The following is a 20314-nucleotide window of genomic DNA, read 5'->3' on the forward strand; positions in this document are numbered from 1 at the left end:
TTAAAAGTTAAAAATGACCATTAACGCCTAAGGAGATTGATAGGGGATTGGGTAATGCGTGCGATTGAAACGCCGAAAGATCCGGGTCTATATTATATTTGTTAGCTCTCCAAACGATTCCTAAATTGGTTGCATAGCAAAATATTTGAAGCGAATTGAAAGGCATCGTACGCCAATTGGTTTTATTCAAATTGTAACCCACCCTTAAATCTAAAATTCGAATATTCGCCGCATTGCTGACCAATGTCTGTGAATAGTGGTAAAATGTATTGCGGTTTGGATCAGAAGGATAAATAACGGAAGGGATATTTGTATGGGCTTCGTCTCCAGACTTTTGCCACCTCGTCGAATAATCTACGTTTTGACCGTAATTGGCGCTAATCAGATCTGATTCACTAATACTTGTTGAACCTCTTCTAAAAACATAACCGAACTCATAGCCAATATTCGCTGAAAAAAAAATGTTCCAATATGAAAACTCATTTCTCAATGATCCAAAAATAGTTGGGCGTGCTGAGCCATTATATACCAGGCTATCAGGCTTGTAATTATTGATAATGGCGGTATAGTCTTTCGAGATTTTCCCGTTCAAATATCCTTGAGGATCGCCATTTGCAGGATCGAGGCCAAACCATTTGTAGCTATAAATCCCATACAACGATTTGCCGACAGACGGGATACCTTGACTACCTCCTTGTTGAATAGAAATATTAGTAAATGGGGCATCATACTTCGTGACTTTATCGTGTAAGGTGCTGAACAGCAAAATGGTGTTCCATTTTAATTTTCCATTTAAGTTTTTGCTGTTTACCGTGATGTCAAATCCTCTGGATTTTGTACTTGCCGCGTTTCCGTAGAAAGACAAAAAGCCTGTTGACGTAAATAGCGGAATGTTTTCTACAAGATCCTTGCCTTCTTTGACATAATATTCTATCGTACCTGAGATGCGGTTATTTTTCGTAGAAAAATCAATTCCAATATTAATGTTTTTTACTTTTTCCCATCGTAATTCGGGATTTGGGGCTGTTAAATTCGCGATTTGCTGGGCACCTGTTAACGAAGAATTACCGTAATTTCCAGTAACATACGCAGAGCCATTGTAAACATTCCCGTTGTATCCATAACTAAACCGTCCTTTCAGATAAGGCAACCAATCGATCTGGTAGAATGCTTCTTTATTAATTTCCCAACCCAATCCGGCTGACCATAAAGGCGTTACTCTATCATTAGTCTTCACACCAAAGATATTTGCGCCATCTTTTCGACCACTTAAAGTCAGAGCGTATTTATCGTTAAAAGAATAAGTAACATTCGCGAAATAGGAAACATACCTGTTAAGTGTACCACTAACGGCATCGTTTGGTGTTGGAAAGTTCGCATATCCATTGGGACTTATTGGAAAGTAGTTTGCATAATCTAAGTTGGAGGGTGCTGTACCAAATTGATCATCGTAACCAAGGGCGCTTTTGCTACTTCCTGTACTTTTTAACTGCCTGATCTCAGAACCTGCTAATGCGGTGATTTCATGTGAACCTGCCAGGAGCTGGTGGAAATTTATCTGCAACCTGGCATTCTGCGACAATAATTCATAATTACCGAGGTTGAGTAACCCTCCTTTGGGAGCTTGATAGGTAGCAACATTCGTTGCAGGATCGACAATGGTAAATTGATTATAAAAGTTTCTTGCCGCATAAGTTGCAGAATTCTGATAATTTCTGGTATCGACAATTTGCCTTTCATTTTGATATTGTGCCTCCGCGTTTAAATAATTCGTTATGTTGTATTTTACTGAGGCCTTAAGCAGCAGATCGTTGACCTTAGTCGTGTTGTCAGCATTGTTCAGTTCATCCAACGGTCTGTAATTCCAATCGGTAAAGCCATTCGCAACGGCGTTATTAGCGTAAGCCGCACGATAGTCTTTTACAATTGGTAAGTGAGTGCCGGATGCGCTGGCAAATTCAGCATAGGGATATATTCCGGTGATCGGACCTCCAACATTAAGACTTCCTGCATACCCTAAATTATTATTTAAAGCTGTTGTATTATCACTGTAATTTATTCCAGTTGTTATTTCAAGGTTTTTGATCGGATTATAAAAATTCAATGCATTGATAGTTAGCCTGTCAAATCCATTTCTTACCAAATTATCATGATTTCTATCAAATCCGGCAGAGAAAGTATAGCTGTTATGCTCACTACCGCCTCTTAATCCTAATGAATATTGCTGCTTTACCGCGTTTTGATATAAATATCTCGTATAATCATTTCTAACATCTTTTTGCCTGAAAGCGTCGATTTGACTATTTGCTGTTGAACTACTGATCAATCCCTGGCGCTCTTTGTCCAAGATGTCCACCACTGGTGATACGGGTAGTTGATCTTGCGCATCGCTGAGGAATGAGTCAAAATAACCTTTCTTAAAGAGTGCTGTCTCAACATTTATATAGTCGTTCGATGGTAAGTAATTTCGGTCCGCAAATAAATTCGGTTTTCTGCGGACCGTTACATTTGCACTAAAATCTATTGCTAAAGGCTTGTTTTTAACGCCCTTTTTTGTTGTAATCACTATGACTCCGTTTCCCGAACGAGAACCCCATATACTTGCAGCAGCAGCGTCCTTAAGTACTGATATACTTTCGATATCGTTGGGGTTTATATTATTGATATTGCCTTCATAGGGGAAATTATCCAATACAATTAATGGATCACGGCTAACATTTGAAGACAGTGTGCTTTCTCCCCGTATATTTATTCCAAGTTGGCGGTCACCAGCCCCAGTTGCAATATTGCCATAATTTGTCCCATTGAACCTTAAACCACTCGTAATGCCATTTAGCCTATCTAGAATGTTGGCACCCGTACTCCGATTTAATAACTCATTATTTATTTGAACTACCGAGCCGTTGATCCTCTCTTTTGATAGTGACTGATATCCGGTAGAAATTACCATTACTTCTTTGAGGACACTTAAATCAGATGATAGTAGGATCTGTAGAGAATGATTTTGGGACTTTTCCCATTCAACCATCCGACTTTTAAAGCCTATGGTGCTTATTTGCAATTTACTTTGGTCGGCAGTTATAGAAAGTGAAAATTTTCCAGAAGCATCAGTTTGAGTTAATATTTTTGAGTTTATAACTTTCACAGTAGCACCTATGATCGGTTTAGAACTTATCGAATCTAGAACGACACCGTAAATCGTAATTTTTTCTTGTGCTTTAAGATTAAAATTTAGGCAAAGCGTAGCCAATACGATATAAATTATTCGTTTTTTCATTTGTTCTCTTAAGTTTTTGGATGGAATAATCAAGAAGAGATAGCGGCAATCATTAATTTAACTATTAACTGATAGATTGCCGCATCCCTATATTCATTCAGGAGGGGAGATTAGGAGGAACCAATTTTGAACAGTTTTAATAAGCATGAAGGCCACCATTGTTATTTCGGTATCTGTGCGTTCTGTAAATTTGTTAATCGGTAGGTAGCGTAGGTAGTTTGTTAAATTGCTCAACAATTGTTTGAATTGATTCTCAGTTAAGTCGTAACTCGATTACTCTTTTGAGAAAATTCCCCCAGTAAACCACTTCCAAAGCCTCTCTTCGATTGATGCAATGGTAATCTAATTGAATAGACATGTGCTCTAATCGAACCTTAGTCGAGAGACCTTATTCGGGGGCGCAAATTATTAGCTTAAAAGAGAAACATTGATTTTGATACATAACTCAAATAATAACTTTATCTAAATTATGAATCAATTTATGGGCGAATTCAATAATGATGGAACTCACCCGAGTACGCTTTGAGGCCTGTAGGAGGCTGAAGTGCATACAAGAGTGAGCCCACCATTATCGCAAAGATAATGAATGGGCACTTGTCTCCTGTATCTTGCACTTCTAAAATTCCTACATTTTCAAAGCAAGATTCAAAATTCAAATGCTTATTTCGATATTCTATAATTAAATAGTCTATTAAGCGAAAAGAAAAAAATTAGATGTGAAATTCCATCGTTTTATCTCTTTACAACTCAAAACTAAATATAAATAACATCGAAAACAAATTTTATAACACTAATTTAGTGTTATAATCAATCACTATAGTGTTAATTGAATTATTTAACTGACATGAGTCGGATTTTTGAATAACAATCAAAAATATGGCTAAGAAACTGCGGGTTAATCCAGAGAAATTAAAAAGCACGTTAATTTCAATTCAATCGAGATTTGAAACTGGGAAAATTTCAAAAATGTCTGAAGTCGGCTCCATGTACACAACTGGTTTGATCGCCGCCTTAGGAATTGGATCAAATGGGTATGTCACAAAATTTAACGCCCCTGAAAAGTTCACTATCGAGGATTTGTTTAAGCTGGCTGACGTATCAAACACAGACATAGAATTAATTTGGAAAGTTGTAAAAAAGCAAGCATCACAAAATTACAAGAAGCGTAACATTTCAAATTTGATCAATCCCACAATTGTGGATAATTCAAAAAATAATGGCTAAACTTTTTATCGTTGGCTTTCCCCGCGAAATGGATGAGATACAATTAGTGGAATTATTTACTGCACATGGCCAGGTTAACTCAATAACAATAATTACAGACAAGGATAGCGGTGTCAGCAAAGGTTATGGATTTATCACAATGACGGACAAAGCAGGTTCGTAGCGTGCAATTGCAGCGTTGAACGGGATGACATTTGGGAGTAGACAAATGAGTGTAAAGTTAGCTGACGATAAATATGAAATTGATCAAGGCATTATTCCTTCTCAATCTGATCAACGCCAGAACCGAGCAATCTATCACAAAGTACAAAGGTCGTCTGAAGAGGTGAAAAAGAAAAGGCCTCGTAAAAGGCTTTAGTTTAATTTCTGCTGCTCTTTTCTTTCAGCCAGCATATATATATTCTTAATAAACTCTTCGAAATTGTCAGGTAACGAGCAATCAGCAGAATTTGCTAACGTCTGACGCCTTTCTGCCCATTCCGTTTTAAACCAATTATCTAAATCGTTTTTAAACTGTTCGAACGGGACGTTTTGGAAATGATCCATAATGCCAGTTAATGTACTAAAGTCAGGATTGGTAGGTTTTGAGGGGGTTTCCATTTCAAAGTAAATTAGGGTTTTTTAAAATTAGAAAATGGAAATGAAACTATTTGTTAAGAAATTATTGACAAGTATACGGAAAAGTCGTTCAAATTCAGAAATATTGTTAAGATTAAATTTACAGATGTACATTAATTCTTTATAAGTGTAAAGGATATCGGAATTAATGACGGACTTAGGTTTATATTTAGCAAAGCGCTCTGTAAATAAAGCGGAAATTTCCCGTCGCTCGGGAATTAGTAAGCAACGTATTTCGGAGTTAACTTTAAATGAAACTTCAAAAGTAACGGCATTAGAACTTTATAAAATTGCCCTTTCTATAAATGTGCCTCCTGGCGATCTTTTAAATGAACTTTATAAAGACATAACTCTTCCGACAGAATAGGACACCCTGCGTTATTTTTGGCTAATCGACATTAGTCAATTTTTGAATTACCAGCTTCCACGAACGCCCAATCTATGATTTGTTCAATGGTGCGTATAAGCTCTTCTCTTGCATCTTCAGAATTAATATCCAAATCAGCAAAGTTGCCGCCATTGAATACCGTGTGTAATATCGTATAATAAATTCCTCCAACAAGTAACGCGGAAACAGCCCGAAAGTTTACCCGGCTTCCCTGAAAATGGGGATCAGTTAGCTCAAGAAAAGTCTGTCCCATACTCTCCCGCGCATTATGTATACTTTTCATTAATGGGTTGGCACCCGTGAGTTCCAATAGAATAAGATTTTGCATTTCTTTCTCACTAAAGAAAAACTTGAATTGGTTTTTCAAAACATCAGTAATAAGTAGTTGAATACTTCCGTATTGATTTTTTTTAATCAAATCCTGCACTTTATCCGCAAAGATCATCCAATAGTCATTCTCGGTTACATACGCCTCCACAAGTCTGTTCAAGTTACCAAAATATCGGTAAATCAACTTCCGATCTACCTCTGCGTGCTTTGCGACCTGGCTTATCTTAAGATTGGCAAACCCTTCCTTTCTTATAATCTCTCCAACAGCCCGGATCAGCTTCCGTTTTGTTTGCTCTTTATTTTTCATACCGCATGCGATTTAGGGTCTTAACCTAAGGTTAGGCCTCACTTACGCTATTAAGTTATGTATAAAACAGATAAAATAGTCTTTTTTGCAACTTCTCATATTTAATATTACCTATCAAAGACATACCCCATAAGCCCTTTAAAGCAAGAATTAAGAAGCTTCTATAAATATGTCGAACTATTTTTTTTAGTAATAAATGAAAAAATAAGTTTTCAGAAATTCTGAACTTTCCGACTGTGTAATTTATATCACTCATTTTCAATTATTTACCTTAATCTCCGTTAGGGGGTGAAGAACTTCTTTCACCCTGTTCCCCTGTTTCCGCGCGTCCTAAAATCCAAGTTTTGTCTTAGAAAACGGCAGGCGTTTGCTTGCTACGCTCTTTGACATACGGGGATGAAGCATTATCCTGTTAAGCCACAGGAAATTTTGCGAAGCTGAGATTATATCAACAAGCGAAAACGCATTGGCAGGCGAGAGCCCGGTTCGTAGGAACCGACGTAAGTAGTCCCGAATTTTTTAACCGGCAGAAATGAATTTTCGGGCTCGTTACCCGCTGCTGGTTCTAAGTATACAATTATGCAAATGAATAATCTACCAAGTTCACGTTCACCTTAATTCTTTTACCATGAAAACATTTAACGCAAAGGAACTAAAGGAAAGTGCGTCATTATTGGAACTCCTGAGTCAACTTGGCTATCAACCCAAAAGAAAATCCGGTAAGGAGCAGATGTTTTACAGCATGCTTCGTGATAATGATCATACACCCTCGTTTGCTGTCGATGATAAATCCGGCGAATGGTACGATCATGGTATTGGCGAGGGTGGCAACATCATCGACTTTGGCCTCAAATTTTGGCCGAACGATACATTTAAAGAAGTCGTTACTAAAATCAATGGTTATTTAAGCCACACCCTCCATTCAACCGCTGGAGATCAGCGTGCGGATCAAAGAAAAGCCAAGAAATCACCAAAAATACCAACATATATTATTACAAGTGTAAAACCGTTGGGAACTCATCCTGCAATAACCGAGTACTTGCAAAGCCGAGGTGTATTCGAAATTGGGCTGAGCATGTTGAGCGAAGTGTACTATACAGTCAAAGGTGAGGATAAAGTGTCGAAGCATTTTTACTCAGCGGGTTGGAAAAACGATAACGGAAGCTGGGAGGTCAGAAATAAATATTTCAAGGGCTGTCTTGGCACAAAAGAAGTCACTACGATCGCAGGCGATCCGAAAAAGGTATCGATGTTCGAGGGATTTATGAATTACCTCAGCTGGAAATCAGAAAACCCTTCAGCAAATCACACTATCATTATTTTAAACACACTTTCATTATTAGCAGAAGGTATAGAAAAGGCCAAGCGATTTACCGAAATCAATATGTATTTCGATAGGGACGCTGGCGGTCACGCTGCAAGCAAAGAATTGCTTGCGAAACTTCCTTATGCCATTGACCGGTCAGCGATCTATGAAAAATTCAACGATTATAATGATAGGTTGATTTTTACATTAAAGGATTCGAAAGAATCCGGCATTCTTGAGCCCGTCATAAAAAGAGGTACCAGAAGATGATCATTAGGTTTCTTTTACCTGGCATTGACCTATTTCTGACTGCCAAAATTCAAATTCAATAACCCAAAATCACCTTGATTTTGTAAGGGCAAGATGTCTTTTTGTCGGACAAAAATTGGCTTCGCAATTTTCACCCTTCCAAAAAGAATCTTGCCCTACGGGGTGATTTGAAAAAACTCGCAACTCCTTTTTTACATGGTTAAGTCTCAAAAATTGGCCGGCAGGCCTGAAATGAAAGAGGGTAAACGCAGTAAAAAAATTGATACGCGATTTACCGAGGAGGAATATAACCGGGTGCTTGCGCTGGAAAAGGAATTGGGTATCAGCAAAACCGAATTGATCCGCATGCGGGTGCTTAATGGCGCCCGGCAAATGGTCATCAATTCCCGTGATCTCATTCAATTACTCGATGCGGTAGGTGCGGAAATGGGACGTTCGGGCAATAACATTAATCAACTGGCCAAGCACGCTAATGTGCTGAAACTGCAGGGTGCCGTGCCGCCATCCGTGGCTATTAAGTTCAATGAGTTGCTGGCGGATTATATCAGCATTCAGCAGGAGCTTCAAATATCCTTGCGTAAGGTTATTCGAGCCATTGGAAATTAAGGTGTATGGCTATCCAGCTACAACGCTCTATCGCTACAGAGCTACAGCGATCCAAAGCTACACAGCTATCCCATTCAACATTTAAAAAACCATTTAAAATGAAATATCGAAACAAACATTATTACAGAACAATCAACCTTCCGGTTATTCTTTTGCCCGTAGTCGCTTTGACAATAGGCCTTACAGTTCACTTTGATCATCCAAAGCGGCAGAATACAAGCTACGAGCCCGATATGGCAGCATTCAGCCCGGTTGCCGATATGCCAAAGATATATGAGAATAGGTTGATCGATCAACCCGATGGTTGCGAAAAGGCACTGTTTAGTCTGACAGGGGATACAGTACTGATTTATACCGGGCCCGATTTCCAGAACGTACCTGACGGACTTCGTAAAATCCTTTACAAAGATTTAGAGGGTTCTCTTAAAACGATTGATGTGCCATTCAGTGAACTAAGGCTCTTTCCCGATACTTCAGATGCTGATGATGAGTAGCGCACGCATGTTTAAACTTACTGTTCAGGTAGTTAATTCAAAATAATGGACATGGTTATTTTCGAACATATTCGTTGCCCGCTGCACCGGTACACTTTCACAGTCAAACCAATACGGGATTGGGTAGAAAAGTCATGTGAGGGAACGGTACTGAATCTCTTTGCTGGTCAAACGAAGCTCAACGTCACCGAAACCCGCAACGATCTTGATCCGGAAATGCCGGCAGACTTTCATATCGATGCGTTAACATTTTTAAGAACTTGGAAGGGTCCTCCATTTCAAACAATTTTGCTTGATCCTCCATACGCATACCGAAAAAGTATGGAATTGTATAAAGGCATCGTTTGCAGCCCGTTTAGGCAGCTTAAAGACGAGATTGAAAACTGTTTATTGCCGGGCGGCCAAACCATCACTTTTGGTTATCATTCTATTGTGATGGGTAAAGGCAGAAAATTTGAACTGGAACGAATAGCGCTGTTCAGCCATGGCGGTGCAATTCATGATACAATCGCAAGTGTCGAACGCTATGCACCATTAATAAAATGATTTTGCACGTGGTCGCTAATCCGTCTATAAAGTTCCACAGCTACATTGCTCTATAGGTTCTTGGCTATAAACATAGGTTGTTACTAAGTTGCCTTGCTACAACGCTACAAGTCTCCATCATTATACTGCTACAAAGCTATACGGTTCTATTGTTACAGCGATAGAGCGCTATCATGTTCTGCCGCATATTCTGATCTATTGTTACAAAGTTACTTTGATACACCGCTATCATGATTGTTCGCATCTTAAAACCAACTGCGTCGTTCGGCGGTGTCCGGTACAATACCAACAAGGTTGACCGTAACCGGGGCGAGTTGATGAAAGTGGCGAACTTCGGACCGCTGCAACGCCTCGGTAAGCTAACGCCGCAGGACTATATCAATTACTTGAAAATGGTCACCTCACTTAACACGAACATAAAAAAACCACAATTTCATGCTATTATATCCGCCAAAGGCAAATCGTATGATAAACATACACTCACCACCATTTCTGAAGCCTGGCTAAAAGAGATGGGATATGGAGCGCAGCCTTATCTTATCGTCTACCACAAAGACACCGGTAACAACCATGTGCACATGGTTACCACCCGTGTAGATAGGGAAGGCCGGAAGATCAACAGCGGTTTTGAACATGTCCGTGCTGTGCAGAACCTTGCTAAAGTTCTTGGTTACGATCTTGGTTTTCAATATAAGTTCAGCACCCGCGCGCAGTTTCTGATGGTATTGGAAGCAAATGGTTTCCAGGGCATCGATCCTGATGAAGCGGAAATTAAAGAACGAATCGACAAGTACCAACCAGATAAAAGGCGCGCCGCCGAGATCAGGCAACTGTTTCAGCAATTCAAATTTCAACCGGATTTCCGTAATATACTGAAAGAGCATTACCAAATAGAACTGATCTTTCATGCGTCAGAGGGTAAAAAGCCCTACGGTTATTCCATCATTGACAATGAAAGCCTCCGGGTTTTTAAAGGCAGCGAGGTTTTACCGCTTAAAGAACTCTTAGCGCAAACCAACAGCGATTTACTTTTGGAAACTGAAGAAACCGCAGAGCGGGCTGAAAGCTATCACTCTGCCGCTATTCAATCGATCTGGATCGCTGACGATGTGGACGACCAGCAAATTCACGGTATGAGGCGAAGGCGCCAAAAGAAAGCACGAACCAACACCCGTTAACCAACACCCAACTTTTATGATCATCATTATCGGCAACCAAAAAGGTGGCGCAGGAAAAAGTACGCTTACGCTGCTGCTGGCCAACTACCTCACGCTGGCAAAGCATTGTACCGTAACCGTTATTGATATGGATTACCAGCAATCAATCGCGCAGAAATTCGATAAAGCCAAAGTTCTTGAAAATGCCGAACCCTACCAGGTTCTACCGGCAAGCCTCGAAAGCTATCCCGTGCTTAAAGAAATTCTCAGCCGAAATAAAGATGATATCGTTCTGATTGACCTGCCGGGCAAACTTGATGATGATGGGCTCATCCCGGTGTTCAACTCCGCGGATTTGGTAATATGCCCATTCGCCTACGATGAGTTCAGCTTTGAATCGACCGTGCTTTTTACAGTTGTGCTCAAAAAGATCAACCCGAAAATGCAAATGGTATTTGTGCCTAACCGGATCAAAGCCAACGCAAAATTTGAAATCATGCAGGAGGTGAACGAGCAGCTATCAAAATTTGGAAAGATAACTTCATTTCTTCCTGACCGTGTGGACTTCCAACGTACCAATACCTTTCAGACACCACTGTCACTGATGCCTGTAATCATACCTGTTTTTGAACAAATCTATATCGATCACTTATATGGAAAATATGAAATCGCTGGCAGACCAGCTACGGGAGGAACTGGTTAAGCCGGGGAATAAAAAAGCTAAAGGAATTGTTCGAGTTGCTGTGAAGAAGGCAAAACCTCCAAAAATCGACGCCGCCATTTTGGTATTAATCAACGAGTACAATAACAGCCTTAATAAAAGCCTTGTTCATGTACGTTTCGACGGTAATACCGTCCGGTTAATGAACCAATTTAAAATGGCGACAGGCACCGATGTCACCAAGCTGGTCTCTTTTGCTGTCAAGCATCTTTTTGACACCAACCCGGAACTGAAAGCAATTATTAAACAATTCATTCAAAACACAGAATTATGACCTGGATTAAATTTGCCATCTGGCTGTGCGGCATTTATGCTGCCTACTATACCATCATTATCATTTGGGACTATCTCCGAAACGGGCGAACGCCCGAAACCAAAGAAGCCCGCGAGTTGACATTTGTTGAAGATGTCGAACCTATCAAGCTCAAAAGCGATGACGTAAACGAATATAAAGGCTCGTCATTAATGTCTTCAGGCGGCGTCACCCTGAAACAAATGTTTTCGCTGGCCCGGGAGGAGGCCATCGAATTTACCCGTGCGGTAAGCTTTTAGTACATGAAAAAGCTAATGGCATGGGGAATTCTCCTGTTGCCATTGATCGCCAACGCCCAGCCGGGCATTTCCGAAATGCAACAGGCGCAAAGTGCGCTATCTGATGATTTCTTCTCTGCCTTCGATTGCTCATTAGTCATCGCCACAATTTTAGGCCTGACCGGTGCCATTAAAATATACCATAACTGGCAGATGGGTAAAGATCGCATTGACTCCGATGTAGCGGCTTGGTTTTTTGCCGCTTTATTTATGGTGCTCTCCGGAGCATTTCTAAGAGCGTTGTTCGGGATCTGAACGCTCTTACTGATTAGGCCACTTCTCCGGTGGCGTTTAAAAGATCTCTGTCTTACGATTCTCTATCATTATCTATCCTTTGCCGGCCATCATTCCCCGGCAATCTCCCTCGGGTGTAAAGCTAAGGCGTTGTTCGTGATCTGAACGCCTCTTCAACATACCCAGGCAGCCACTCCGATTGCCTTTAAAAGATCTCCGCCTCATTCTTCATTTCCTGATTAATGTTTAACAAAACAAAACAATTATTGGCTTCAGCAGTCCTGATGGCCCTTTCAGTTTCTGCCTTTGCGCAAAGTGGCGTCAATGGCCTGAACACCGCAACCACAACACTTAAAACTTATGTCGCTCCGGTAACCAACATCACCCTGGTGATCGGCGGTATCGTCGGCATCGTTGGTGCCATTCGCGTCTATTCAAAATGGAATAGCGGAGATCAAGACATCAACAAAGAGCTTATGGGATGGGGAGGAAGCTGCGTCTTTCTCGTGGTTTCTGCACTGGTAATCAAAGCCTTCTTCGGCTTGTAATGGCCAGGAAATTTGCTGTTTATAAGGGGCTTCAGCGACCCCTTATATTCAAAGGCTTCAAAGGTAAATTCATTTATTGGGGATTGGGCTCGCTGTTAAGCGGCCTTGTCCTCGGAGCCTTAACCATGTCCCTCATCAATATGTGGCTCGGGGCGATTGTCCTCGTTGGCTGCATCGTCGGCGGCCTGCTTTTCACCGCCGGAAAACAAAAAGGCGGCTTACATGATAAGAGCCGCGCCAAATGTATTTACATCCTCAATCATTATGGCCGCAAAAACAATGTTTGACATCCCGTATGCCGGGGTGGACAAAAACGGCGAATTCGATTTTCTCATCGGCCTGCAGGGTGAATGTTCGGTCATTATCCAAATGACCAACCCTGTTATCCGCTTTTCAGCTTATCCCGCAGGGTACGAAGAGTTTCACCATCTTTTGATCAATATCGTTAAAGTTCTCGGCGATGGCTATATCGTTCAAAAAGAGGACATCATCAGCCGCTCACCTTATCAAAGCAAGCCTGCAGCAGAATATCTTCAACAGAAGTACAATGATCATTTCGACGGGCGGGAGTGCCTGCGCGTCGAAACTTACCTTACGATTACCCGGCAGGTCAAAAAAGGCGCGTTCTATGTATACGACTCCAAAACGCTGCGTGATTTCGGCCAGGCTGTTAATAAGATTTTAGACATTATACCATCGGCAAAGGTTCTCAAAGAAAGCCAGATCAACCAGCTCGTCTTGCAGATGCTCAGCATGGATTTTAAAAGTAAGCACATCAGCTTAAATAATCTGGCACCCTCTGACAACGAAATTAAAATAGGGCAGCGATTACTCAAAAATATCAGCCTGGTCAATATTGATAGCATTGATCTGCCGCCGGAAGTTGGCACCCATATCGAAATGAACGATAAGGAGAGCATGCGCGGGTTTCCGGTAGACTTTCTTTCTTTTCTTTTTAAGGTTCCCGGGTGTGAAGTGATCGTCTTTAATCAGGTCATCGAGATACCCAACCAGGTCGGGACACTGCGAAAGCTGGAACAAAAGAAAAAACGTCATTCAGGTATTCCTGATCCCGCCAATAAGCTTTGTGTGGAAGACATTGACCTGTTGTTAAATGATGTGGCCAGGGATAATCAAATGTTGGTTAACTGCCATTTTAATATTGTCGTTGTCGCGCCGGAGAAGGCCTTACAAAAGGCCGCAAACTTCGTGGAAAGTTCCTTATTTCAATTGGGGATCATACCCAGTAAAAATGCTTATAACCAATTAGAACTATTCCGAACTATTTTACCCGGTAATGCGGTTGAACTCAAAACTTACGATTGGTTCCTGACCACCTGTGATGCTGCCGCCTGCTTTTTTTTTAAAGAGTCCCTGCCAAAAGATGAGCCGTCCGATTTTCTGATTCGGTTTACAGACCGCCAGGGCATACCAGTTGGCATGGACCCCGCCGACCTGCCGATGCGGACAGGCAGGATTAATAACCGCAACAAGTTCGTGCTTGGCCCGAGCGGCTCTGGTAAAAGCTTTTTTATGAATGCGCTGATCGAACAGTACATGCTCTACAACATGGACATCGTCATCGTGGACACGGGACATTCCTATTCAGGACTATGTTCCTATTATAAGGGGAAATACATCACTTATACCGATAAGACCCCGATAACTATGAATCCTTTTCGCATTTCGGAAGAGGAATATAACATTGAGAAAAAAGACTTTTTATGTACGCTGATCGGCGTTGCCTGGAAAGGAGCGGAGGGGGTGTTTACACCAGTTGAAAGAGATGTCGTTGCTAATGTTATATCAGCTTACTACAGCAAATTCTTCGCGGATAATGGCGAGCTGACATTTGATACATTTTATGAGTTTGCCCTGGTCAAAGTGCCGGAGATCAAAGCAGAAGAAAAAATAGTATTCGATTTTGATGAATTCCGCTATGTGCTTAAAAAATTTTACAAGGGCGGTGAATTTGCCAGCATCCTGAACAAGGAGACAGATAAATCGCTTTTCACGGAGCGCTTCATTGTCTATGAAATTGACTCGATTAAGGAAAATAAAATTTTGTTTCCCCTCGTCACGCTGTCGATTATGGACGTATTCATCCAGAAGATGCGTTACCGGTCTGACCGTCGCAAGGCCCTCGTTGTTGAGGAGGCGTGGAAGGCCATCGCCAGCCCGCTGATGGCAGGGTATCTTTTGTATTTGTACAAAACAGTACGGAAGTTTTGGGGCGAAGCAATTGTAGTTACCCAGGAATTAGGCGACATCATCGGTAACGCCGTCGTAAAGGACAGTATCATTAATAATTCGGATACCATCTGTCTGCTTGATCAAACCAAGTTTAAAGATAATTACAATGATATCGCCGCGCTGCTATCGATCAATGAAACCGAACGTCGGAAAATCTTTACGATCAATCAGCTCGACAACACCGATAGCCGGGGCCGCTTTAAAGAGGTTTACATTCGGAGGGGTGCTGTCGGTGAAGTTTATGGTGTAGAGGTGGCTATTCAGCAATACCTCACTTATACCACTGAAAAGCCGGAAAAATCTGCCGTTGAATCCTATACCCTTCGTTATGGCTCTTACGCTGACGGACTCGATGCCTTCATCGAAGACTTTAAAAGCAGTCAAATGTCTCTTCCGGCATTTATTAACCAAGTAAATCAAAAGCAATACCAATGAAAATCTTTATCATAATGTGCTTATGCTTTGTCTGTAAAGCAGGTTTCTGTCAGGTACTGGTTGTTGATCCGGCGACTTCGGCAGCAATCGCGGTCAATGCCGGTATTATCAATGGCCAGCTGAACACCACCAACAATAAACTCGACCTTATTCAAAAGGGGCAACTCGCTGTAACCGGGCAACTGCTGATCGTCAATGACCTGCAAAGTAAAATCTATACGGGACTGAGCCAGGTGGCTTCGGTGCTCAACAACCTGACCACGATCAAAGAAATCGCAGAATGCGCCGGCGATATCGTGACCGATGTTTCTTCGTCCATTACACTCGCCAAATCTAACCCGGTGCTGCTGCTTTTTGCCGAGCAGGGCGCGAGAGATTTTGAAACAAGGGCTACCACATTAGCCGCAGACGTCAGCGCATTTATACTTAAAGGAGGTACAAACAACCTCATGGATTCAGGGGAACGGGGAAGGCTGCTTAACCACATTGCTGAGGAAATGCGTATCCTCCGCGGCATCGCGTATGGTATGGGTCGGGCGATGTACTGGGCCAAGATCAATGGTGTTTTCCGGTCCCTGAACCCCTGGGCGGAATGGCAGAACCAGGATATTCGCATCGCCAACGATGTACTCACCAATGCTAAATACCTGAAACCATGATCCGCCTTTTACTCACCCTTAGCCTCGTCTTGCTGATAACTGACCTTTACGGCCAGTCGAAAACCCTCAATATTCCCGGCATCCACCAGTTGGTAGAGCAATCCATTTCAGAAAATAAGCTGCAGGTAAAAGCGAGAAATCAGCAATCCATTGCCACGACCAATGAACAGGCCAACCTCACATTACTGGCAAAGCTGAAGGCAACCTATCGAACGTTACAACAGCGCTATAATGCATTAGGAACGGCCATCAATATCGCTGATATCGGTATCTACGCTACTCCCATGGTTCAACGAATCATTAGTAATCAGGCACAGATTATTCAGCTCGCCGAAAAAACGCCGGCTCTGATTGCCATCGGCTACCAATCGGAAGTTCAATTTGCGGAGAAGGCTAAAAGCCTGATCGGCTATGTGGCCGGGTTGACCCTTTCTTTTGGGGACGTTAATCAAATGAGGGTTTCAGACCGAAAATCGCTGTTCGACTATGTGTTGTCGGAATTGAGCATCATCCAGGATCTCTCGGGCAATATGCTCAACATGATGCAGTATTCCAATCTCGCGGCTTTACTCAAAGCCGCAAACCCATTTCAAAATTTTATAGATGCTGATAAATCAATCGCCAGCGACATTATTCAAAACGCTAAATACCTGAAGCAATGAAAAATCTCCTTTTTTTTCCTTTACTCTTTTTAAATCTGCTTCCTTTAACGCTATTGGCCCAATCCTACGTTTTCGACCCGCAGCGGTTCGCTGCCGTCGCCAGTAACGGTGCTGTCAGAAGCGCAGCAGAAGGCACCCATGATCAATATTTAGGTAAGATCAATACCGACATCAATAACCTGAATACCAATGTTGGTTCAGTCGTTCTTGCACAAACCTTGATATACGAAGGCTTATCCAATGTAAACTCGGCGCTGAAAGATGGCCTTGCTGTGAAAAATATGGCGGTGATCATTGCAGATATGACCGGATATATCAACCAGGCTATCGCGATGGCCAGGAGCGATCCTTACTTACTGATCTTCGCCGAAAACATTGCCGGTGAAATGCGCACCCGCTCGTTAACCATGGTCACTGATGTGTCCGATTTCGTACTGAAGAGCGGTAGCAATGTATTGGCCGACTACAACGCGCGGGACGAACTTCTCCATAAGGTCATTACCCAGTTACAAATTCTTGATGCCCTTGCCTATGGCGCCTGGAAAGCCATGTACTGGGCAAAGGAACGCGGCATTATCGCATCGCTGAACCCCTTCCAGAACTTTATTAACCAGGACAAAACATTTGTCTCTCAAATTATTCAAAACGCCAAATACCTACGACAATGAAATATTTAATCTTAATGATCGTGTCACCACTGCTCTTGTTTAGTAATTGCTTTGCGCAAAGCCAAACCAACGACGAAGCGTTCCGGTATCAGGAACAACGGATGGTCTACCAACAGTGGGATCAAAAGAAATTTAAGCCCACATCCGGTTTCCTCGGACTTAATCCATATTACTGGCTAACCTGGGGTTTTTTCTATCCGAATTATCACAAAACAGATCTCCGGCCGCTGAGCGGAAGCGGTCCGCAAACACAAAGGCTGGCTTTAGTTGCCGCAATGAATTCAACTGATGACAAGTATAAGTTGCAATCCGATACCGTACGAAACACCGCCTTGTCGCAGCTTTCTTCACAGACAGGTCTCATTTCAGATGCTGATCCGCTATGGCTCCTTTATTATAACAATGAATTCAAGCCAGTGTTAAATAATTCTGCCACATCCATCCTGGCCGGTTTATCTCCGCACGTAGTTACCAAACTCATTTCCGAGGGTACCTATAACTGGTACAAAAATGAACTCGATATGCTGAAAGAACGCATTGATGGTGCCCACACCACCAACATGGATCGCGGTTCCCGCATCCTCGCTTACTACAGACTCCTGCAAGACTACAGGAACATTTCAGGGGTTTGGGCGATTCGTACATCTACCGCCCAGTCGACGCTGACCAAGGCCGCACAGCAGCAAAGGATCAATTCCGGGCAGGTTGCCGTTCCCCAATGGACGCCGCAAACAGACATCGATATCGCTAACAAAGTCTTACAACATCTCCAATGAAAAAGAAAATATGCAGTATTCTCCTGCTGTTGTTCATCGCAGCGGCAGGATTTTCCCAAACCCCGGCACCGGCAATTGATAATACGAAGACCCTGGAATATCTGCAGGGTGACGGCGTTTACGAAACCGGGGTTATGGTATTTCTTAAAGGCCTCAAAAATTCCGTCTGGACACATTTCGATTTGTTTATCACGGATGCTAAGGCACTGTCTGCCATTTTTATGATCATCTTTTTTGCGATCAAGTCATACGAAATGATGGTAGGAGATAAGCGAATGGAGATTATGCCGTTATTAAGACCATTTGGCCTGGCGATGATCATCATGTGGTGGGGCACTTTCGTAAAAGTAGTCGCTTTTCCGACAGACCTGGTCGCCAACCAAACCGAACTGATGTTCAGTAGCGAGCAGACCACCGTCAACAACCTGCGCATGAATCGAAGCAATTTAATGTTAGCTGTGGCGAACTCACTCTACACTTTTCAGGCCCAAACCGAAGTTGCAGAAAAAGAAAGCGATACATGGTACGGGCAGGCCTGGAACTCCGTAACCAGTACCGTTAAAGAAGGGATCAGCAGCGTAGTTTCGCCGCTGATTGAATTGAAAAACCGGCTCACTGTTGGGTTGCAATTACTAATGACCCAGCTGCTGGAGCTGCTGGGAATATGGATTCTGAGACTGGCGGTGTATATCATTTTCATGCTTCAAATTATCTATTCCTCCATATTGGTGATTCTTGGCCCCTTCGCTGTGGCCGTGAGCATACTGCCCGCTTTCCGGGATAGCTTCAGCACCTGGATAGCCCGCTTCGTTTCTGTAAATCTTTATTCAGGTATTGCTTATCTCATCATGTATTTGTGCGGCCTGATGCAGGAATATGCACTGACCTCAGAGATTAGCAAATACCAGGAACTGGTTGGAAAAGACGGTACTGCCGCCAACATCGAGAAAATGGCTTTTTTTGCCGGTAACGGCATCTTGTCATTCGGAACGGTCATTATCGTATTTATGATCGGTGCAATTTGCATGTTCACCGTTCCAAGCATCTCCACCTGGATCATTTCTACTTCAGGGATCAGCTCAGCCACCTCAACATTCGGGCGCAGTGCCAGTACGGTGATGACAGCTGCGCGCACAGCGACCGGCAGCTTCTTTTAATCCATTTCCTTTCTCCTGTTTAAGATGGCTGACCAATTCTTTGGCCGGCCATCTTTTTAAATCCAAATTTTATGATCATCAAAAATATCGAAGCAAAAATCAGGCTGGCGACCTTTATTGCAATTGGCAGTTTTGTTACCTCGCTTATCATTGTCGCCATTAATAGTTTTTATGCTTACAGGCTCGTCTCGAATGCGCAGCGGAGCATTTATATTCTGGACAACAATGTACCCATACTTGCTAAGCAAACCGATATGCAAATGAACCGGCCAGCCGAATACCGGGCGCATATCGACCTTTTCCACTCCCTGTTCTTTTCATTAACGCCCGATGATAACTACATGGAATATCAAATGAAAAAAGCCATGTACCTGGTTGACGAGTCCGGAATGCAGCAGTATAACGACCTGAAAGAAAAAGGTTTTTTTAACTCTATCCTTTCGTCAAGTTCCGTGCTTACCCTGCAAACGGACTCCATTTCGCTCGATGTGACCAAAAAGTATTTCAGGTTCTACGGGAAGTTGAAAATCGACCGGCGAAGTTCGACGGTTGTCCGCTCGTTGATTACTGAAGGCTATTTAAAGGATATTCCCCGAAGCGATAACAACCCTCACGGCGTACTGATAACCAATTGGAAAACATTAGAAAATAAAGATTTGGAAGATGTGGAGAAGAATACATTCTAACCGCGATCCAAGGGATACGCTGTTAAGCGAAATTAGAAAAGAGTTCGGAACCTACTTCATTATCTTGGCGAACTACGGCAAACAGGTATTAACCGGAAACCCACGGTTTTTCTATTGGGCAATGGTATTCCTCATGGCGGTATCTATGGTGCTGTCTTTTACGGTTTTCCGTCAACCCGAGGAGTTCAGGCAGCCTGCACCTGGGTTGAGAGAGTCGGTAGCACCTGTACATGAAGGTTTTGACCAGATCCTTGAAGCTACTGCAAAAATTAAAGAAACGCTGCGGTTAAAGCATTTGGTCGACAGCATCACCAGCCGCCGGTCACTTACCCAGGCGGACAGCATGACGCTCGATACCGCCCTTAGCCAACTACAGCGAATTAACACCAATCATTAAACAA

At 42.5% G+C, this 20314-nt stretch carries 25 protein-coding genes; 22 read left to right on the plus strand and 3 right to left on the minus strand.

Going from position 1 to position 20314, the window contains the following annotated elements; translation table 11 throughout:
- Window positions 1-7: 7 nt before the first annotated feature.
- Window positions 8-3277 carry a SusC/RagA family TonB-linked outer membrane protein gene (locus tag M2273_RS00715; RefSeq protein WP_429391753.1) on the minus strand — a complete coding sequence of 1090 codons (3270 nt, stop codon included), beginning with the start codon at window positions 3275-3277 and terminating at the stop codon, window positions 8-10.
- Between the two features lie 876 nt (window positions 3278-4153).
- Between M2273_RS00715 and M2273_RS00720 the strand changes: the two genes are divergently transcribed.
- Both M2273_RS00720 and M2273_RS00725 read left to right on the plus strand, forming a co-directional pair.
- Window positions 4154-4501 (plus strand): hypothetical protein, encoded by a 348-nt coding sequence (locus tag M2273_RS00720; protein ID WP_429391755.1) that lies wholly within the window; start codon window positions 4154-4156, stop codon window positions 4499-4501.
- Window positions 4494-4664, plus strand: coding sequence for a hypothetical protein (locus M2273_RS00725; RefSeq protein WP_429391758.1), 171 nt, complete (start codon window positions 4494-4496; stop codon window positions 4662-4664). Before M2273_RS00720 ends, M2273_RS00725 begins: the two co-directional genes overlap by 8 nt.
- A 191-nt stretch (window positions 4665-4855) precedes the next feature.
- On the opposite strand, the gene M2273_RS00730 is transcribed toward M2273_RS00725, so the two are convergent.
- Window positions 4856-5101 carry a hypothetical protein gene (locus M2273_RS00730; RefSeq protein ID WP_429391760.1) on the minus strand — a complete coding sequence of 82 codons (246 nt, stop codon included), beginning with the start codon at window positions 5099-5101 and terminating at the stop codon, window positions 4856-4858.
- A 166-nt stretch (window positions 5102-5267) separates the two neighbouring features.
- Here M2273_RS00730 and M2273_RS00735 point away from each other — a divergent pair, with 166 nt between their 5' ends.
- Window positions 5268-5486, plus strand: a complete 219-nt coding sequence (locus M2273_RS00735) for a helix-turn-helix domain-containing protein (protein WP_429391763.1) — start codon at window positions 5268-5270, stop codon at window positions 5484-5486.
- Between the two features lie 31 nt (window positions 5487-5517).
- On the opposite strand, the gene M2273_RS00740 is transcribed toward M2273_RS00735, so the two are convergent.
- Window positions 5518-6144 carry a TetR/AcrR family transcriptional regulator gene (locus tag M2273_RS00740; protein WP_429391766.1) on the minus strand — a complete coding sequence of 209 codons (627 nt, stop codon included), beginning with the start codon at window positions 6142-6144 and terminating at the stop codon, window positions 5518-5520.
- Window positions 6145-6772: 628 nt separating this feature from the next.
- Between M2273_RS00740 and M2273_RS00745 the strand changes: the two genes are divergently transcribed.
- The 19 genes from M2273_RS00745 (at window position 6773) to M2273_RS00835 (ending at window position 20310) form a co-directional block, all read left to right on the plus strand.
- Window positions 6773-7720, plus strand: coding sequence for a toprim domain-containing protein (locus M2273_RS00745; protein ID WP_429391768.1), 948 nt, complete (start codon window positions 6773-6775; stop codon window positions 7718-7720).
- 195 nt (window positions 7721-7915) lie between these two features.
- A complete protein-coding gene (locus M2273_RS00750; protein ID WP_429391770.1) occupies window positions 7916-8326 on the plus strand; it encodes a plasmid mobilization protein in 411 nt (136 codons plus the stop codon).
- Window positions 8327-8331: 5 nt separating this feature from the next.
- Window positions 8332-8820: a hypothetical protein gene (locus M2273_RS00755; RefSeq protein ID WP_429391773.1), complete on the plus strand. Its 489-nt coding sequence runs from the start codon at window positions 8332-8334 to the stop codon at window positions 8818-8820.
- A gap of 45 nt (window positions 8821-8865) precedes the next feature.
- Entirely contained in the window at window positions 8866-9366 is a 501-nt protein-coding gene (locus tag M2273_RS00760; RefSeq protein WP_429391775.1) for a hypothetical protein, read from the plus strand.
- 230 nt (window positions 9367-9596) lie between these two features.
- The gene (locus tag M2273_RS00765) at window positions 9597-10544 is read left to right on the plus strand and encodes a relaxase/mobilization nuclease domain-containing protein (RefSeq protein ID WP_429391777.1); all 948 of its coding nucleotides are present in this window, start codon (window positions 9597-9599) and stop codon (window positions 10542-10544) included.
- Window positions 10545-10560: 16 nt separating this feature from the next.
- Window positions 10561-11226, plus strand: a complete 666-nt coding sequence (locus tag M2273_RS00770) for a ParA family protein (protein WP_429391780.1) — start codon at window positions 10561-10563, stop codon at window positions 11224-11226.
- Window positions 11186-11518: a hypothetical protein gene (locus tag M2273_RS00775; RefSeq protein WP_429391783.1), complete on the plus strand. Its 333-nt coding sequence runs from the start codon at window positions 11186-11188 to the stop codon at window positions 11516-11518. The genes M2273_RS00770 and M2273_RS00775 overlap by 41 nt, the downstream gene beginning before the upstream one ends.
- A complete protein-coding gene (locus tag M2273_RS00780; protein WP_110582448.1) occupies window positions 11515-11796 on the plus strand; it encodes a hypothetical protein in 282 nt (93 codons plus the stop codon). The genes M2273_RS00775 and M2273_RS00780 overlap by 4 nt, the downstream gene beginning before the upstream one ends.
- Window positions 11797-11799: 3 nt before the next feature.
- Entirely contained in the window at window positions 11800-12090 is a 291-nt protein-coding gene (locus tag M2273_RS00785; RefSeq protein ID WP_110582449.1) for a DUF4134 family protein, read from the plus strand.
- Between the two features lie 221 nt (window positions 12091-12311).
- Window positions 12312-12617: a DUF4134 domain-containing protein gene (locus M2273_RS00790; protein WP_110582450.1), complete on the plus strand. Its 306-nt coding sequence runs from the start codon at window positions 12312-12314 to the stop codon at window positions 12615-12617.
- The gene (locus M2273_RS00795) at window positions 12617-12904 is read left to right on the plus strand and encodes a plasmid transfer protein (RefSeq protein ID WP_429391785.1); all 288 of its coding nucleotides are present in this window, start codon (window positions 12617-12619) and stop codon (window positions 12902-12904) included. Before M2273_RS00790 ends, M2273_RS00795 begins: the two co-directional genes overlap by 1 nt.
- Complete coding sequence (locus M2273_RS00800; RefSeq protein WP_429391787.1) at window positions 12882-15305, plus strand: TraG family conjugative transposon ATPase; 2424 nt, start codon at window positions 12882-12884, stop codon at window positions 15303-15305. Before M2273_RS00795 ends, M2273_RS00800 begins: the two co-directional genes overlap by 23 nt.
- On the plus strand, window positions 15302-15964 hold the full coding sequence (locus M2273_RS00805; RefSeq protein WP_429391789.1) for a hypothetical protein: 663 nt from the start codon (window positions 15302-15304) through the stop codon (window positions 15962-15964). Before M2273_RS00800 ends, M2273_RS00805 begins: the two co-directional genes overlap by 4 nt.
- Entirely contained in the window at window positions 15961-16626 is a 666-nt protein-coding gene (locus M2273_RS00810) for a hypothetical protein (RefSeq protein ID WP_429391791.1), read from the plus strand. The genes M2273_RS00805 and M2273_RS00810 overlap by 4 nt, the downstream gene beginning before the upstream one ends.
- Window positions 16623-17294, plus strand: coding sequence for a hypothetical protein (locus M2273_RS00815; protein ID WP_429391793.1), 672 nt, complete (start codon window positions 16623-16625; stop codon window positions 17292-17294). Before M2273_RS00810 ends, M2273_RS00815 begins: the two co-directional genes overlap by 4 nt.
- Entirely contained in the window at window positions 17291-18070 is a 780-nt protein-coding gene (locus M2273_RS00820) for a hypothetical protein (RefSeq protein ID WP_429391795.1), read from the plus strand. Before M2273_RS00815 ends, M2273_RS00820 begins: the two co-directional genes overlap by 4 nt.
- Entirely contained in the window at window positions 18067-19227 is a 1161-nt protein-coding gene (locus tag M2273_RS00825; protein WP_429391797.1) for a plasmid transfer protein, read from the plus strand. Before M2273_RS00820 ends, M2273_RS00825 begins: the two co-directional genes overlap by 4 nt.
- A gap of 71 nt (window positions 19228-19298) precedes the next feature.
- Complete coding sequence (gene traK / locus M2273_RS00830) at window positions 19299-19913, plus strand: conjugative transposon protein TraK (protein WP_429391799.1); 615 nt, start codon at window positions 19299-19301, stop codon at window positions 19911-19913.
- Window positions 19891-20310: a hypothetical protein gene (locus M2273_RS00835; RefSeq protein WP_429391802.1), complete on the plus strand. Its 420-nt coding sequence runs from the start codon at window positions 19891-19893 to the stop codon at window positions 20308-20310. Before traK ends, M2273_RS00835 begins: the two co-directional genes overlap by 23 nt.
- Window positions 20311-20314 lie beyond the last annotated feature (4 nt).

The sequence above is a fragment of the Mucilaginibacter lappiensis genome (assembly GCF_050433765.1).
In the GTDB taxonomy this organism is placed as follows: domain Bacteria; phylum Bacteroidota; class Bacteroidia; order Sphingobacteriales; family Sphingobacteriaceae; genus Mucilaginibacter; species Mucilaginibacter lappiensis_A.